Annotated in this window: 14 protein-coding genes; 8 read left to right on the forward strand and 6 right to left on the reverse strand. The window is 67.5% G+C overall.

Going from position 1 to position 14637, the window contains the following annotated elements:
- Positions 1 to 1073: 1073 nt before the first annotated feature.
- Positions 1074 to 2315 (reverse strand): phosphoglycerate dehydrogenase, encoded by a 1242-nt coding sequence (serA, locus tag ABQ039_RS08965; protein ID WP_054592450.1) that lies wholly within the window; start codon positions 2313 to 2315, stop codon positions 1074 to 1076.
- Between the two features lie 208 nt (positions 2316 to 2523).
- Between serA and ABQ039_RS08970 the strand changes: the two genes are divergently transcribed.
- Genes ABQ039_RS08970 through ABQ039_RS08980 form a run of 3 tightly spaced genes read left to right on the forward strand, consistent with a single transcriptional unit; the run spans position 2524 to position 6108 of the window.
- On the forward strand, positions 2524 to 3942 hold the full coding sequence (locus tag ABQ039_RS08970) for an FAD-binding oxidoreductase (RefSeq protein ID WP_039514391.1): 1419 nt from the start codon (positions 2524 to 2526) through the stop codon (positions 3940 to 3942).
- A 34-nt stretch (positions 3943 to 3976) separates the two neighbouring features.
- A complete protein-coding gene (locus ABQ039_RS08975) occupies positions 3977 to 4276 on the forward strand; it encodes a DUF2388 domain-containing protein (RefSeq protein ID WP_024937732.1) in 300 nt (99 codons plus the stop codon).
- A complete protein-coding gene (locus ABQ039_RS08980) occupies positions 4273 to 6108 on the forward strand; it encodes a DUF4105 domain-containing protein (protein ID WP_349777840.1) in 1836 nt (611 codons plus the stop codon). The genes ABQ039_RS08975 and ABQ039_RS08980 overlap by 4 nt, the downstream gene beginning before the upstream one ends.
- Before the next feature lie 74 nt (positions 6109 to 6182).
- On the opposite strand, the gene ABQ039_RS08985 is transcribed toward ABQ039_RS08980, so the two are convergent.
- From ABQ039_RS08985 to ABQ039_RS09005, 5 genes are all read right to left on the reverse strand, one after another.
- Complete coding sequence (locus ABQ039_RS08985) at positions 6183 to 6575, reverse strand: hypothetical protein (RefSeq protein WP_024937731.1); 393 nt, start codon at positions 6573 to 6575, stop codon at positions 6183 to 6185.
- Positions 6575 to 7141 carry an elongation factor P-like protein YeiP gene (gene yeiP / locus ABQ039_RS08990; RefSeq protein WP_016904354.1) on the reverse strand — a complete coding sequence of 189 codons (567 nt, stop codon included), beginning with the start codon at positions 7139 to 7141 and terminating at the stop codon, positions 6575 to 6577. The genes ABQ039_RS08985 and yeiP overlap by 1 nt, the downstream gene beginning before the upstream one ends.
- A gap of 100 nt (positions 7142 to 7241) precedes the next feature.
- Positions 7242 to 8012, reverse strand: coding sequence for an SDR family oxidoreductase (locus ABQ039_RS08995; protein WP_104570108.1), 771 nt, complete (start codon positions 8010 to 8012; stop codon positions 7242 to 7244).
- 141 nt (positions 8013 to 8153) lie between these two features.
- A complete protein-coding gene (locus tag ABQ039_RS09000; RefSeq protein ID WP_349777839.1) occupies positions 8154 to 9050 on the reverse strand; it encodes a hydroxymethylglutaryl-CoA lyase in 897 nt (298 codons plus the stop codon).
- The gene (locus ABQ039_RS09005; protein ID WP_039521374.1) at positions 9047 to 9844 is read right to left on the reverse strand and encodes an enoyl-CoA hydratase-related protein; all 798 of its coding nucleotides are present in this window, start codon (positions 9842 to 9844) and stop codon (positions 9047 to 9049) included. Before ABQ039_RS09005 ends, ABQ039_RS09000 begins: the two co-directional genes overlap by 4 nt.
- A 116-nt stretch (positions 9845 to 9960) precedes the next feature.
- Here ABQ039_RS09005 and ABQ039_RS09010 point away from each other — a divergent pair, with 116 nt between their 5' ends.
- From ABQ039_RS09010 to ABQ039_RS09030, 5 genes are all read left to right on the forward strand, one after another.
- A complete protein-coding gene (locus ABQ039_RS09010) occupies positions 9961 to 10209 on the forward strand; it encodes a FeoA family protein (RefSeq protein ID WP_016904358.1) in 249 nt (82 codons plus the stop codon).
- Positions 10206 to 12065, forward strand: coding sequence for a ferrous iron transporter B (locus ABQ039_RS09015; protein ID WP_065032252.1), 1860 nt, complete (start codon positions 10206 to 10208; stop codon positions 12063 to 12065). Before ABQ039_RS09010 ends, ABQ039_RS09015 begins: the two co-directional genes overlap by 4 nt.
- Before the next feature lies 1 nt (position 12066).
- The gene (locus ABQ039_RS09020; RefSeq protein WP_065032251.1) at positions 12067 to 12321 is read left to right on the forward strand and encodes a DUF6587 family protein; all 255 of its coding nucleotides are present in this window, start codon (positions 12067 to 12069) and stop codon (positions 12319 to 12321) included.
- A 156-nt stretch (positions 12322 to 12477) separates the two neighbouring features.
- A complete protein-coding gene (locus ABQ039_RS09025; RefSeq protein WP_349777838.1) occupies positions 12478 to 13680 on the forward strand; it encodes a PLP-dependent aminotransferase family protein in 1203 nt (400 codons plus the stop codon).
- Entirely contained in the window at positions 13677 to 14399 is a 723-nt protein-coding gene (locus ABQ039_RS09030; RefSeq protein WP_349777837.1) for an MOSC domain-containing protein, read from the forward strand. Before ABQ039_RS09025 ends, ABQ039_RS09030 begins: the two co-directional genes overlap by 4 nt.
- Positions 14400 to 14637: the final 238 nt, after the last annotated feature.

Raw genomic sequence — 14637 nt, forward strand, 5'->3', positions numbered from 1 at the left:
AGTTGCCGGCTTCGGTGGGTGGCAGCAGCGCGGCCAGCGATCGGCTGCCCGGCTCGGTCAGACATCCTGTCTGACTCGCCGCCGCGGCACATCCGTGTGCCGCTCTCCGCCAATCCCCGGCCACGCTACTGCCTCGGCCATTCGCTGTCATGGCCTTGGAAGCATTGAGTGAGTGACGAGACGTTGTCTGACGCTTAGGTCTGCGAATCAAAGCCCTTCTCCCGTCGGGGCGAGCAGGCACAGCTTGCGCGCCACAAGCGCGGCCTGGCCTGTCGCTTAGCGGCTTCGGTGGGTGGCAGCAGCGCGGCCGGCGATCGGCTGCTCGGCTCGGTCAGACATCCTGTCTGACTCGCCGCCGCGGCACGTCCCTGTGCCGCTCTCCGCCAATCCCCGGCCACGCTGCTGCCTCGGCCATTCGCTGTCATGGCCTTGGAAGCAGTGGGTGAGTGATGAGACGTTTTTTCGTGCTCAGGTCTGCGAAAGCCCCTCTCCCGTCGAGACGAGCAGGCACAGCTCGCGCGCCACAAGCGCGGCCTGGCCTGTCGCTTAGCGGCTTCGGTAGGTGGCAGCAGCGCGGCCGGCGATCGGCTGCTCGGCTCGGTCAGACATCCTGTCTGACTCGCCGCCGCGGCACATCCGTGTGCCGCTCTCCGCCAATCCCCGGCCACGCTGCTGCCTCGGCCATTCGCTGTCATGGCCTTGGAAGCAGTGGGTGAGTGATGAGACGTTTTTTCATGCTCAGGTCTGCGAAAGCCCCCTCCAGTCGGGGCGAGCAAGCACAGCTTGCGCGCCGCCTTTGATCGCCCGCGCCGCAAGCGCGGGAGGGCCGCGGAGCGGAGGTTCGGGGTGAGGGAACGGGTGGCTAGAGTTCTCGAGTCACCCGTACCCTCATCCGGCCCTTCGGGCCACCTTCTCCCGATGGGAGAAGGAAAGGCTGCGCAGTTTTGTGCTGGCTTCCTTATTGGCGCGGGGCGACGCGTTTGCCATGGCAGACGCGTCGAAGTTGGCCGCAGCGCCCCTCTTCGGGCCACCTTCTTCCGTTGGAGAAGGGATCACCTCAGTACAAAGTCCGCTCAGTACAAAATGCGCGTCCGCAAGGTCCCTTCGATCAAGGCCAGGCCTTCCTTCAATGCGGTGGCCTGCGCCTCGCTGGCGCTGACGTCGATCACCACGTAGCCCACCTTGGGATCGGTGCGCAGGAACTGGCCGTCGATGTTGACGTTGTGGCGCGAGAACAGTTCGTTGATCTTGGACAGCACGCCGGGCACATTGCGGTGGATATGCAGCAGACGCAGGCTGTCGGGGTGCTCGGGCAGGGTGACCTCGGGGAAGTTCACCGCCGACAGCGTGCTGCCGTTGTCGCTGTAGCGCACCAGCTTGGCGGCCACTTCGATGCCGATATTGTCCTGCGCTTCCAGCGTGCTGCCACCCACGTGCGGGGTCAGGATCACGTTGTCGTGTGCGGTCAACTTTGATTCGAACGCATCGCCATTGCCCTTGGGCTCGATCGGGAACACGTCCACCGCCGCGCCGCCGATCTGGCCCGAGCTCAGCGCCGCGTCCAGTGCGTCGATGTCGATCACGGTGCCGCGCGAGGCATTGATCAGATGCGCGCCGTGCTTCATGCGCGCGATTTCCGCCGCGCCGATCATGTCCTTGGTCGACGGCGTCTCCGGCACATGCAGGGTCACCACGTCCGCGCGTGCCAGCAGGTCGTCCAGATCGATCGCCGCGCGCGCGTTGCCCAGCGATAGCTTGGTTTCGATGTCGTGGAAGATCACCTGCATGCCAAGCGACTCGGCCAGCACGCCGACCTGGGTGCCGATATGCCCGTAACCGACGATGCCCAGCACCTTGCCGCGCGTTTCGTGGCTGCCGGCGGCCGACTTGGACCACCCGCCGCGATGGCACTCGGCGTTCTTCTGCGGGATGCCGCGCAACAGGAGGATCGCCTCGGCGATGACCAGCTCGGCCACGCTGCGGGTATTGGAGTAGGGCGCGTTGAACACCGGGATGCCGGCCAGCTCGGCCGCGTCCAGATCGACCTGGTTGGTGCCGATGCAGAAGCAGCCCACTGCGATCAGCCGCTTGGCATGCGCCAGCACCTCGGCGCTCAACTGCGTGCGCGAGCGGATGCCGACGATATGCGCCTCGGCGATGCGCGCGATGAGCTCGTCTTCCGGCAAAGACTTGGCGTGCAGTTCGATCTGCGAATAACCGGCGGCGCGGAACACATCCACGGCCGTCTGGCTGATGCCTTCCAATAACAGGACGCGGATGTCCTGCTTGGGAAACGAGGTTCTCTTCGGCGACATGGGGGAGCGCATTGCAGCAATCGGGTCGGCAACTATGCCAGATGGGCCGCGCGATGGGGCGCCCGCAACGCAGTGTTTGCGCAGGCTAAGTCCTTGCGGTGCAACGGTTTCAGCTGAATCCAACGCCGTGGCGCCACCACGCCGTGCAACTGGACGCGCCTGGCGCGCACTGGCACGCTGTGCGGTTCCTACCGCAGCGCCGTGTGCCATGACCGATCCCCGCATCCTTTCGTTGCAACAGGCCGTGCCCGCGTTGCGTTTGAAGACCGAGCCGGCCGACCTGGAACACTACGGCCGCGACTGGACGCGGCGCTGGACGCCCAACCCGCTGGCGATCGCCTTGCCCGGTGCGGTGGACGAGGTGCAGGCGGTGCTGCGCTGGGCCAATGCGAACGCGGTTGCAGTGGTGCCCTCGGGTGGGCGCACCGGCTTGTCCGGCGGTGCGGTGGCTGCCAACGGCGAGCTGGTGCTGAGCCTGGAGCGCCTGAACAAGCCGCTGGAGTTCAATGCGGTGGATCGCACGCTCACCGTCCAGGCCGGCATGCCGCTGGAAGCGGTGCACAATGCCGCGCGCGAGCATGGGCTGGTGTATCCAGTGGATTTCGCCGCGCGCGGCTCGTGTTCGATCGGCGGCAATATCGCCACCAATGCCGGCGGCATCCGCGTGATCCGCTACGGCAATACCCGCGACTGGGTGGCCGGCCTGAAGGTGGTCACCGGTGCCGGCGAACTGCTGGAGCTCAACAACGCGCTGGTGAAGAATTCCAGCGGCTACGATTTCCGCCATCTGATGATCGGCTCCGAGGGCACGCTCGGCGTGGTGGTCGAAGCGACATTGCGACTGACCGACCCGCCGCCGCCCAGCAACGTGATGCTGCTCGCGCTGCCTTCGTTCGAGGTGCTGATGCAGGTGTTTGCCGCCTTCCGCGCGCAGCTGAGGCTGGAGGCGTTCGAATTCTTCACCGACCGCGCGCTCGAACACGTGCTGGCGCACGGCGCGCAGGCGCCGTTTGCGCAGGTGCATCCGTATTACGTGGTCACCGAATTCGCCGCCGGCGACGAGGCGCAGGAAGCCGCAGCGATGGCGGCATTCGAGACCTGCATGGAGCAGGGCTGGGTCAGCGACGGGGTGATCAGCCAGAGCGATGCGCAGGCCGCGCAACTGTGGCGGCTGCGCGAAGGCATCACCGAAGCGCTGGCGCGCTACACGCCGTACAAGAACGACGTGTCGGTGCGCATCTCGGCGATGCCGGCGTTCCTGGCCGAAACCCAGGCGTTGCTGCACGATGCGTACCCGCATTTCGATGTGGTGTGGTTCGGCCATATCGGCGACGGCAACCTGCATATCAACGTGCTCAAGCCCGATGGGACCAGCCAGGCTGATTTCGTGGCGGCCTGCGATCAGGTGACCAAGTTGCTGGCGCAGGCCTTGCAGCGTTTTGGCGGCAGCATCTCTGCCGAACACGGCATCGGCCTGGTCAAGAAGGCCTACCTGTGGAGTACCCGCTCGGCCGAGGAGATCGCCTTGATGCGCGGGATCAAACATGTGCTCGATCCTCATCTTTTGCTGAATCCCGGCAAGCTGTTCGAGATGGACGACGCGCCTGCCGCCACGCGTGCCGGTTAGTCTTTCACCACCTTCACATGGAATCGATACGCCAATGATGCGCTCCCTCGTGTTTTGCGCTTTGACGCTGCTGCCGCTGGCGGCCTTCGCATCCAGCCTGGCCGGAACCTCGGCGGGTGCATCGTCGGCCGGTTCGTCCAATTCCTCCGGCAGCAGTTCCGGCGACGACAAGGTGGTGGCCGACGCACGCGAAGATGCCGCCGGCTTCGTCGCCAGCGATGGCGCGATCCGCGGGGCGCGGCTGGAAGCGGCGCTGCTGCAGTTGCGCAGCCGTAGCGATGCGGCGCGGCTGTCCAGCGACCTGGAGCTGGCGCAGTCCATTCTGGCCCAGTGAGTTTTCCTCGCCGGTGCTGGTGGCTGTGGCTGGCCGCAGCGATCGCACCGGCGGCGCAGGCCGAATTACGCATCGATGTCGATCCGCAGGGCCTGTCTGCGGCGCAGATCGACGCCACGCACGCATTGGTGGAACAGGTGGCGCAGCGTCTGCCGCCTGCCTGGATGCAGCGCATCGACGCACCGATCCAGCTGCAATGGCGCACGGATTTGCCGGCACACGTGCACGGCCGCGCGATCGGCCGGCGCATCCTGCTCGATCGTGCGCTGCTGGATGCCTGGAGCGCGCAGGCGACGGCCACGCAGACTGACCCCGAGGCACCGGCCACGCGCGCGGCGATGGCCGCCGTGGTGCATGAACTGGCGCATGTGCTGGACCGCGGTGCGCACGGCGGCCTGTCGCGCGACCCGCGGCTGCGCGATCTGGCCGGCTGGCAGGTGCGTCCCTGGCGGATCGGGCGCGGCGCAAACCGGTTCAGCGATCGCAGCCCCGACGATTACGAGCGGCGCAGCCCAGCCGAATTCGTCGCGGTGAATCTCGAACACTACGTGCTCGATACCGACTATCACTGCCGGCGTCCGGCGCTGGCGGCCTGGTTCGCCGAGCAGGTCGGTGGCATGCCCGGTGCAACGCATTGCGAGACGACGCTACCGTACCTGCAGGCCGACAACGATGCCGGCGCGATGTCGCTGCTGGCACTGGATCCAGCGCGTGTGTACGCGGTGGACTACCTGCTGGCCGAGGGCAATGCGCAGCCGATGAGCCGCTGGGGCCACAGCATGCTGCGTCTGGTGATCTGTGCCCCTGGCCGCGCGCCCGGTCCCGATTGCCGTCTGGATCTGCAGTATCACCGCGTGCTGTCGTTCCGCGCCTTCGTCGGCGATGTGCAGATTTCCAGCTGGCGCGGGCTGACCGGTTCGTATCCCTCGCGGCTGTTCGTATTGCCGTTGAATCAGGTCGTGGACGAATACACCAAGGTGGAGCTGCGCGCGCTGTCGTCGGTGCCGCTGACACTGGCGCCCGGGGAGATCGCCGCGCTGCTCGCACGCGCAGCGCAGGTGCATTGGAGTTACGACGGGCGCTACTACTTCATCGGCAACAACTGCGCGGTGGAGACCTTCAAGCTCCTGCACGACGGCGTGCCGCGGCTGGCCGCGGCCCGGCTGTCGTCGATCACCCCGCGCGGCGTGAGGCAGCGCTTGCAGCGCGCCGGAATCGCCGACATGCAGGTGCTGGACGACCCTGCGCAGGCGATTCGCCAGGGCTATTACTTCGAGTCGGCGGCGGCGCATTACCAGACCATGTTCGAGGTGATCCGCCGCGGCCTGCCGGTGCCGCAGAGCAGCGTGGAGCAATGGCTGGACGCGCGCGCGGACGCGCGTGCGCAGTGGTTCGACCGCGGCGGTCTGCGCGAGACCGCTGCAGCGTTGTTGCTGGAACAGGCCGCGTTGCGCCGCCAGGAGTTGCTGGCACGCGATGCGCTCAAGCGCCTGCTGACACCCGGCGCGGCCGGGCGTGACTCGGTGCAGGGTCAGCTGCAGTCGCTGTTCGCGCGGCAGGCCCGGCTCAGTCATCCGGCCACGCTGTTGGGCAGCGCCGGCTACGGACTGCCGCAAGCAGACGAGCGGCAGGACCTGAGCGCGCGCGTGGCGCAGGAAACCGGCGTACTGGTCGACGGCTGGAAACAGCTACAGGCGCTGGGGCGGCAGCAACTGCCGGCCGACGTCCGCACTGGATTGGAGCAGGGCGAGGCGAATGTGCAGCGCCTGCGCGCACGCCTGCGCGAGCTAGCGCGCGGTGATGCGGCCGACGACAAACGCCTGCAGCGGTAAGTCCCAGTTCCCGGTGCTCCGGCCAGGGACGACGCATTGCACCAGCTGGCACCTGTCACACCAGCCGGCGCACCTCAGCCAGCCGGTTGCAGATCCGCCTGCACCGAATACTTGCGCAGCCAGTCGCTGACCTGCGCGTTGTTGCGGTACTGCTGCATCAGCTTTGCAAGCCGTGCTGGTGCCGGCGTGCAGAATTGCGCGATCGCCACTTCGATCTCGTGGCGACGATCGGCGTCGTACGGGTCCTCGCCCGCGAAGTGCTCGCAGGTGTCGTAATCCTCCACCAGCGTGCGTACGTCCTCCGGCATGCCGCACAGGCCGGGCGGATGTTGCAGCCACTCCTCGTCCACCTTGGCATCGGTGCAGGCCACCGGCGCAGGTGCGGGCGTGGCTGTCGGTGCCGGGGCTGGTTGCGCCGTGCAGGCGCCCAGCAGCCCCAGCGTCACCACAACGACCAGCTTGCGCATCAGTCGGCGCGGCCCGCGAATTCGCCGGTGGTGGTGTTGACCAGCACGCGCTCACCGTTGGTGATGTACTCGGGCACCATGATTTCCAGGCCGGTATTGAGCTTGGCCGGCTTGGGCCGCTTGGTGGCGGTGCCGCCCTTGAGTTCGGGCGGGGTTTCGACCACTTCCAGCGTCACCGTCTGCGGCAGTTGCACGGCCACCGGCTGATCGTCGATCACCTGCACGTAGATGCCGGTCAGCCCGTCGATGATGTAGCCGGCATCGGTGCCGATCACGTCCGCATCCAGCGTGTAGGGTGTGAAGTCCTCGTCGTCCATGAACACGAACGCCTCGCCATCCTTGTATGAGAACGTCGACAGGCGACGCAGCAACTCCACTTCCGGCAGGTTGTCGTCGGCGTCGAAGCTGGCGTCCAGCTTGGCGCCACCGGGTACGCTGTACATGATGAAGCGGAAGCGCACGTTGCCACCGCGGCCCTGCGGCGAGCTGCGCTCGATGTCGCGGATCTGGTAAATGCCGCCGTTGTATTCGACGACGTTGCCTTTCTTGATGTCGTTAGCTTTCATGGGAATCGGGAGTTGGGAATGGGGAATCGAAAAAGCCGGGGCCGGGGTGCTGAGAGTAGGGCGCCGTTACGATTCCCCATTCCCGATTCCCCATTCCCCGCTACTTGGGCGCCAAGCGCACGCCGCCGTCCAGGCGAATCACGTCGCCGTTGAGGTAGCGATTGCGCAGGATGAAGGCGACGGTGTCGGCGTATTCGTCGGGTTGGCCCAGACGCGAGGGGAACGGGATCGCCGCGGCCAGCGATTGCTGCACCGCCTCGGGCATGCCGTCCACCATCGGGGTCCAGAACACGCCCGGTGCGATCGTCATCACGCGGATGCCGAAGCGGGCCAGCTCGCGCGCCATCGGCAAGGTCATGCCGACCACACCCCCCTTGCTGGCGGCATAGGCGGCCTGGCCGATCTGGCCTTCGTAGGCGGCCACCGACGCGGTGTTGATGATCACGCCGCGCTCGCCGTCGTCGCCGGCGCTGTTGTGCTGCATCACGTCGGCCGCGGCCTTGGCGACATTGAAGCTGCCGACCAGGTTGACCAGCACGGTGGTGCGGAAGGTTGCCAGCGGCATCGGCGCTTCCTTGCCGAGCACGCGGCCCGAGCCCAGGATGCCGGCGCAGTTCACCGCCAGGTTGAGCCCGCCCAGCGCCTGCGCGGCCTGCGCCACGTTGGCGGCGACCTGCGCCTCGTCGGTGACGTCGGTGGCGAAATACTGCGCGTTGCCGTCACCGAGCAGCGCCAGCGCCGCCTCGGCCTTGTCGGCGTTGACGTCGAACAGGGCGACCTTGCCGCCGTCGGCCACGATGCGCTGCGCCACGGCCAGGCCCAGGCCGGAAACGCCGCCGGTGACGATGGCAAGAACAGAAGAAGACTGCATGCGGTGGTTCCTTGGAAATCCTGGAAGCCGGTGGATGCCGGCAGGCGAACGGGTGACGACGCAGCCGGCGATTCTAGCCGAAGCGTCCGTGTGACCGCCCTGGAAGATGCGCGGGCGTGGCGGCGTGCGGGGACTGAAATCTCAGCCGGCCGCCGCCAAGGCCTTGCCGACCTTGCTGCCGGTCTCGCGGCCCAGCAACTGCGCCAGCCAGCGGCCGGTACGGGCGAGGGCAGGCAGGTCGATGCCGGTCGACATGCCCAGCCCATGCAGCAGATACACCACGTCTTCGCTAGCCACATTGCCGCTGGCGCCCTTGGCGTAGGGGCAGCCGCCGGCACCGGACACCGCCGCATCGACCACGCGCACGCCTTGCTCCAGGCAGGCGGCGATGTTGGCCAGCGCCTGGCCGTAGGTGTCGTGGAAGTGCACGGCCAATGCCGGCATCGGGACCGCCTGCGCCACCGCGGCCAGCATCTGGCGTGCCTTGGCCGGCGTACCGACGCCGATGGTGTCGCCCAGCGAAATCTCGTAGCAGCCCAGTGCGTACAGCCGTTGCGCGACATCGACCACGTCGGCCACCGGCACCTCGCCCTGATACGGGCAGCCCAGCACGGTGGAGACGTAACCGCGCACGCGCACGCCGTCGAGCGCGGCCTGCTCCAGGATCGGCCGAAAGCGCGCGATCGATTCGTCGATGCCGGCGTTGGTATTGGTGCGATTGAAGGCCTCCGACGCCGCGGTGAACACCGCCACCTCTTGCGCACCGGCGGCGCGTGCGCGCGCATAGCCCTGCAGGTTCGGCACCAGCACCGGATAGGCGATGCCCGACGCCTGGGTGATGCCGGCGAACACCTCGGCCGCATCGGCCAGCTGCGGCACCCAGCGCGGGCTGACGAAGCTGGTCGCCTCGATGCTGCGCAGCCCGGTCGCGGAGAGTTGATCGATCAAGGCGATCTTGTCGGCGGTGGCGATCGGCGTCGCTTCGTTCTGCAGGCCATCGCGCGGGCCGACCTCGACAATGCGGACGAAGTCGCTCACGCCGCGCCCTCTGGCACCCAGGCCGGGCTGCGCTTGTCGAGGAAGGCGCCCAGGCCTTCCTGGCCTTCCGCGGAAACGCGCAGGCGCGCGATCCACGCGGCATTGGCAGCGTCGATGGCGTCGCGGTCGATCGGTGGCAGCACCGCGCGCACCAGCGCCTTGGCGCTGGCCGCGGCCAATGGGGCGGCCGCCAGCAACAGGCGGACCTGGCGCTCCACCGCGATATCCAATTGGTCGGCGGCGACCAGTTGATGCAACAGGCCCAGCAGCTGCGCGGTGGCCGCATCGAAGATCTCGGCAGTGGCGAACCAGCGCCGTGCCTGGCGCGCGCCGATCGCGGCGATCACATACGGTGAAATCACCGCCGGCAGCAGGCCGAGCTTGCTCTCGGTCAGGCCGAAGCGCGCCTCGGTGCAGCCGATGGCGATATCACAGCACGCCACCAGGCCCACGCCGCCGCCGAACGCCGCGCCGTTGACGCGCGCGATGGTCGGCTTGGGCAACTCGTCCAGCGTGCGCATCAAGCGCGCCAGGGCGAGCGCATCGGCCGCGTTGTCGGCCTCGCTGGCACCGGCCATGCCGCGCATCCAGTTCAGGTCGGCGCCCGCAGAGAACGCAGCGCCGGCACCGGTGATCACGACGACGCGGATCTGCGCTGCCCGGCCGGCCTGCTGCAAGGCGTCGGTGAGCGCGCCGATCAAGGTCGCATCGAAGGCGTTGTGCACCGCCGGGCGGTGCAGTCGCAACGTGCGGACCGCTCCCTGGTCCTCCACGATCAAGCCGGTGTCCTGCATTGCGTCAACGTCCATGAATGGGATGCGAACCATGATAGCGGCACGGGTCGGCTGAGCCATGACGCGGTGCGTCGATGCTAGAATTGAGAACCATTCCTAACAATCAGGCCGTCTTTGTGACGCTGTCCGACATGCCCTTGCATCGCGCCGCCATCGTGGATTCCGTGGAGGATCGCCTCCCCAACGACACGATCGCCCGGCGTCTGCGCGAACTGGGTTTTGTCGCCGGCGAAGAAGTCACGGTGCTGGCGACTGGGCCGGTCGGGCGCGAACCGCTGCTGGTACAGGTCGGTTACACCCGGTTCGCCCTGCGCCGCAGCGAGGCCGCACGCGTGCAGGTGCGCGTCGATGGAGCACAGGCATGAGCGCGGCAAGCGTTCCGTTGCGGCTGGCGCTGGTGGGCAATCCCAACAGCGGCAAGACCGCACTGTTCAATCAGCTGACCGGCAGCCGGCAGAAGGTCGCCAACTACACCGGCGTCACCGTCGAACGCAAGGAAGGGCAGTTCCGTGCGCCATCCGGGCGCGACTTCGCGGTGCTGGATCTGCCCGGCGCCTATAGCCTGCAGCCGGCCAGCCTGGACGAGGCGATCACCCGCGACCTGTGCCGTGGCTTCTATCCCGGCGAACCAGCACCGGACGTGCTGGTCTGCGTGATGGATGCGACCAACCTGCGCCTGCACCTGCGCTTTGCGCTGGAGCTGCGCGAGCTGGGTCGGCCGATGATCGTGGCCTTGAACATGGTCGACGCCGCGCAACGACGCGGCATCGTCATCGACCTGCCTGCGCTGGAACAGGCGCTCGGGGTACCGGTGGTGGAAACGGTGGCGGTACGCCGCGGCGGTGCCAGGGCGCTGGTCGAGCGCATCGACGCGCAGGCCGCGCGCCTGGCGGCACCGAGCGCCACGCCGCCTGCCGATGGCAACTACCATGCGCAGGTGCGACAGATCCTGAGTGCGGCTGTGACCATGCCGACGCGGACCTCGCGCGTGGACGATGCGCTGGACCGCTGGCTGCTGCACCCGCTCTGGGGGCTGGTCACGCTGGCGGTGGTGATGTTCCTGATCTTCCAGGCGGTGTATGCCTGGGCCAACCCAGTGATGGACCTGATCGATGCCGGCACTGCGATGCTGGGCGATTGGGCAGGCACCACGCTGCCGGAGGGCCCGCTCAACAGCCTGCTCAAGGACGGCATCATCACCGGCCTGGGCGGGGTGATCAAATTCCTGCCGCAGATCCTGATCCTGTTCGCCTTCATCCTGGCGCTGGAGGAGTCCGGCTACCTGCCGCGCGCGGCCTTCCTGCTCGACCGCATGATGTCTGCCGCCGGCTTGTCCGGGCGCTCGTTCATCCCGTTGCTGTCGAGCTTTGCCTGTGCGGTGCCGGGCATCATGTCCACCCGCAGCATCCAGGACCCGCGCGACCGGCTCGCCACCATCATGGTCGCGCCATTGATGACGTGTTCGGCGCGCCTGCCGGTGTATGCCTTGCTGATCGGCGCCTTCATCCCGCAGAAGACCGTGTGGGGCATCTTCAACCAGCAGGGCCTGATCCTGTTCGGGTTGTATGCCGCGGCCATCGTCAGTGCGCTGCTGGTGTCGTGGACAATGAAGAAGTGGCGCCGCGACAAGAGCGAGCATCCGCTGATGCTGGAGCTGCCTTCCTATCGCCTGCCGCATCTGCCCGACCTGGCGCTGGGGCTGTGGGAGCGTGCGCTGATCTTCCTCAAGCGCGTCGGCGGCATCATTCTGGCCCTGACCATCCTGCTGTGGTTCCTGCTGTCGTTCCCGGCCGCGCCGGCCGACGCCACCTTGCCGGCGATCGATTACAGCTTCGCCGGGCGCATCGGCCATGCGATGGCGATCTTCTTCGCGCCGCTGGGCTTCAACTGGCAGATCTGCATCGCGCTGATCCCCGGCCTGGCCGCGCGCGAAGTGGCGGTGGCCTCGCTGGCAACCGTCTACGCGCTGTCGGCTGCCGACGACGATGCCGCGGCGCAGGCCTTGTCGCCGCTGATCAGTGATGGCTGGTCGCTGGCCACCGCGCTGTCGCTGCTGGTCTGGTACATCTACGCGCCGATGTGCATCTCCACGCTGGCCACGATCAAGCGCGAAACCAACTCGTGGAAGCAAATGACGGTCAGCGCGGTGTACCTGTTCGCGCTGGCCTACCTGGCCTCGCTGGTGACCTACCAGCTGGCCGTGCTGCTGGGAGCCGGCTGAAGTGGATCTGTCGCTTACGCTGCAATACCTGGTCATCGCGCTGGCGGTGTTGCTCAGCCTGTGGGTGGTGATGAAGAAGCAATTTCCCGGCACGCTGCGGCGTCTGCGCGGCGCAGTGGCGATCGGCCTGCTGCGCGATGGGCGGCCTGCGTGGATGCGGGCGCTGGGCCGCCGCGTGGCGCCGCCGGCCGCGCAGAACGCCGCAGCCTGCGGTGGCTGCGACAGCTGCGGTCCGACCCCGCCACGTCGTCACTGACGCACCGCAGTTCTTCGGTAGCGCCACCGCAACCCAGGCGTGTGTCGTGACGCGTGGCGATGGTTGGCGCAGCGGCGATACCGCCACTGGACGGGTTGCGTCGTCGACGCTGCAGTGCACAGCGCGTCGGCCACTGGCCTTCGCTATGCTTGCGCGATGACGACCTCCTTTCAGATATCCCGACGTGCGCAGGCGCTGACCAGTTCGGCGATTCGCGAAATCCTCAAGGTGACCGAGCGGCCGGAGGTGATTTCCTTCGCCGGCGGGCTGCCGTCGCCGGCCACCTTTCCGGTGGAGCGCATGCGCGCGGCCAGCGATCAGGTGCTGCGCGATGCGCCGCAGGCCGCGCTGCAATACGGCCCCACCGAAGGCCATGCGCCGCTGCGCGAATGGGTGGCCGCACGCCTGAGCCGCGACGGCGCCAACATCCGGCCCAGCCAAGTGTTGATCACCACCGGCTCGCAGCAGGGCCTGGACCTGCTCGGCAAGGTCTTCATCGACGAAGGCAGCAAGGTGCTGGTGGAAACGCCGAGCTACCTGGGCGCGCTGCAGGCGTTCTCGCTGTTCCAGCCGAGCTTTGTCGGCATGCCCTCGGACGAGGACGGAGTGGTGGTGGACGCGCTGGATCCTGCAGTGCTGGCCGATGCGCGCTTTCTGTATTGCCTGCCGAATTTCCAGAACCCCACCGGTCGCCGGCTGCCGCTGGCGCGCCGTCAGGCCCTGGTGGCGCGCGCGGCGGAGGCGGGCGTGCCGATCGTCGAAGACGATCCGTATGGCGAGCTGTATTACAGCGGCCAGCCGCTGCCGAGCCTGCTGTCGCTCAACCCGGAGGGGGTCATCTACATGGGCTCGTTCTCCAAAGTGCTCGCGCCCGGGTTGCGGCTGGGCTACGTGGTCGCGCCCGAAGCGGTGCTGGGCAAGCTGATCCAGGCCAAGCAGGCGGCCGATCTACATACGCCCTCGTTCACCCAGCGCGTGGTCCACCAGACGTTGCAGGACGATTTCCTGGACGCGCATATCCCGCAGATCCGCGCGCTGTATGCGCGTCAATGCAGCCTGATGCTGGAGGCACTGGATCGGCATTTCCCGCCCCAGGTGCAATGGAATCGCCCCGAAGGCGGCATGTTCCTGTGGGTGACCCTGCCACCCGGGCTGGACGGCACCGCGCTGCTGGCGCGGGCGATCGCGCGCAATGTCGCGTTCGTGCCGGGCGCGCCGTTCTACGCCACCTTGCCGCAGGTCAATACCTTGCGGCTGTCGTTCGTCACCGTACCTGGCGACAGGATCGACGCCGGCATCCAGGTCCTGGGCGAGGTGCTGCGCGAGGCGCTGGCCGAATTGCCCGGGCAAGGCGCGTGAGCACGCAGACCGCTGGCGTGCAGGCGCCTGCGCTTGCGACCACCATCGACAGCGTCGCGATCGGCATCGCACGCGACTTCACCCGGCCCGGTAGCCGCAGCGCGATCGACAAGCGGGCGGTGGACGGCAGGGTGCACGTCGGTTCCGACGGTCTGCACGGCGACGAGCAGGGCGACCGGCGTGTGCATGGCGGGCCGGACAAGGCGATCCATCACTATCCACGCGATCACTATGCCGCCTGGCAGGCCGAGCTCGGTGCGCATGCGTTGCTGGAGACGGCCGGCGCATTCGGCGAGAACCTGAGCAGCCTCGGCCTTACCGAAGCCGAGGTCTGCCTGGGCGATCGCTTTGCATTGGGTACGGCGGTGGTGGAGGTGTCGCAACTGCGTCAGCCATGCTGGAAGCTGTCCGACCGTTTCGGCCTGCGCGACATGGCGCGCCGCGTGCAGGACACCGGCCGCACCGGCTGGTATTACCGCGTGCTGCAGCCCGGCGACGTTGCGGCCGGCGACATGCTGACACTGCAGCAGCGACCGCATCCACACTGGACGCTGTCGCGCCTGCAACAGCTGCTGTATGCGCGCGATGTCGATGTCGCCGCCATTACCGAGGTGCTGCAACTGCCGCTGGTGCCGTCATGGCAGGCGCTGTTCGAACGCCGCCTGCAACGCCGCGAAATAGAGAGCTGGAGCAAGCGCCTGCACGGCGCAGGCGACTGAGAGCCGCCAACACCATCGCGCGCGATCAAAGGCCGCAGCCGTGCTAGCTGCAGGGCTGAGATTCGGGAGTCGGGATTGGGGAATCGCGGTCACGAAGTCGGCAAACGCCACCTTCCAGGCGCCGCCATGATGGCCGTATGCCATGCGTCCTCATCGTCCTTACCAACGTACAGTGGCGCAGCCTTTACCAAGCCATGGCCGCTCGCGACGTTGTATGCCAACCACCACGCGCACCCCA

This window comes from Xanthomonas sp. WHRI 6108 (genome assembly GCF_040202385.2).
Taxonomy (GTDB): Bacteria; Pseudomonadota; Gammaproteobacteria; order Xanthomonadales; family Xanthomonadaceae; genus Xanthomonas; species Xanthomonas arboricola.